Here is a 1,625-nt window from a genome sequence, read left to right on the forward strand (position 1 = left end):
TATCTTAATAGCTATTACAAGGACGTAATCGCGAAAGCAAATGGTTATACGACAACCTCTGCGGAGACATGGTTAATTGATGAGGGATATTGTAGAAAAGATAGTGGCAGGTTAACCTGTGATGCAGACCCTAATTCTGATATTCATAACCCAGATAATAATGAAGAGTTCTACAATAATTTTGAAAAGTTTCATTTACTAACTGAATTAGTAAGCAAATATACTTCTATCATTAATCCTGAAACAATGGATTACGAAGGTACAGTTGCAGACGATTATCTATTTATCGATGATAATGTTGTCACTTTTATTAATTATCTGAATGCTCCCTCGAATTCTGATCCTTCTGCTCATGTTATTCCTTTTGATTCTCTTTGCGCCTACGCGACTTCGGGGACCCGTGACCATGGCAATGTTGTTAAGTTTATTAAGACAATCGAAAAACCTAATTTCTACCTGGTGGAGCTTACAGATAACCGTTCCATAATCAATGATTTTAACAGCATGGGACCTCCTGGTGGAGGTACGGATAGTATTAGCGGATTATTACGAGCAGTGCCACTCATCACCAAAGGCAAAAATGACGTTAAAATGATTTTTGTCATCTCTGATGGTGAGGATAATACCGATTCAAAACAAGTTAGAAAGACACTAATGGATAAGTATCATCTCTGTGATGTAATCAGAAACGGTCTTAAAAAATATCCTGCTGGAACGACGACAACAGATGTTGAAATATATTATATTTCTTTAGTAAGTAATAATTCTATTTCAGACTGGCAAAATTCTTGTGTCGGATCTGGACACGCTTTTATAGCAACTAATTACGATGCGCTTTATGATGTCATTGCCGGAGCGATGGCAAGAGAAACGACCCGCTATGTAAACCCGGATGAATAGTCAAAATTCCCATAGTGCAAATAAACGTCGCTACATTTTTCTCTATTTTCTGAAAGGGTTTGAGAATGCTTGACTTGCCTGCTATTACGGCACAATGTGGTGCAGAATTGTACACTGAGGCTATACATCGAATTATCAGCGTTGAGTCCTCTTTTAACCCTTATGCAATAGGCGTGGTTGGGGGAAGACTGGCTCGTCAGCCTGTAAATAAGGAAGAGGCTATTGTTACTGCGCGCTATCTTGCTAACGCTGGTTGGAATTTTTCAATGGGGCTGGCGCAGATAAATCGGTATAATTTGTCCAGATATGCCCTTGATTATGAAACTGTATTTGAACCTTGTTCAAACCTCCGCGCTGCGGCTTCTATTTATCAGGAATGTTACGATCGTGCGTTAAAAGTATCTGATGCGGAAACTGCCCGGCTGAAAGCGTTCTCCTGTTACTACAGTGGCAACTTTAGTCGAGGTTTCATTCCAGATGCTGGAGGTAGTTCCAGCTATGTGCAACGAATAGCAAATGTAAAGATGGATAATCAGGGAATAAATAACGTGCTGCCTATACCTGTGTTAGGTGACGGAGGTAAGGATAGCCATACTGCTTCGAGCCAACACAAAGGAATACGAAGTGAATCGAATAAGAATACGGTTGATTCACGACGCATGCGAAGCCTTAATTCTCATCATGATGCAGCTCGGGGAATTAAACAGCTGAGAGGTGATTAATGG

Annotated in this window: 1 protein-coding gene and 1 pseudogene; both read left to right on the forward strand. The window is 40.1% G+C overall.

Annotated elements, in window-relative coordinates; translation table 11 throughout:
- Positions 1 to 900 (forward strand): annotated as a pseudogene (locus JTI98_RS11465) (hypothetical protein); the annotation flags it as partial.
- Positions 901 to 965: 65 nt separating this feature from the next.
- Entirely contained in the window at positions 966 to 1,622 is a 657-nt protein-coding gene (locus JTI98_RS11470) for a lytic transglycosylase domain-containing protein (protein WP_216081272.1), read from the forward strand.
- Positions 1,623 to 1,625: the final 3 nt, after the last annotated feature.

It is taken from the genome of Citrobacter sp. MGH 55, assembly GCF_016906145.1.
Taxonomy (GTDB): domain Bacteria; phylum Pseudomonadota; class Gammaproteobacteria; order Enterobacterales; family Enterobacteriaceae; genus Citrobacter_A; species Citrobacter_A amalonaticus.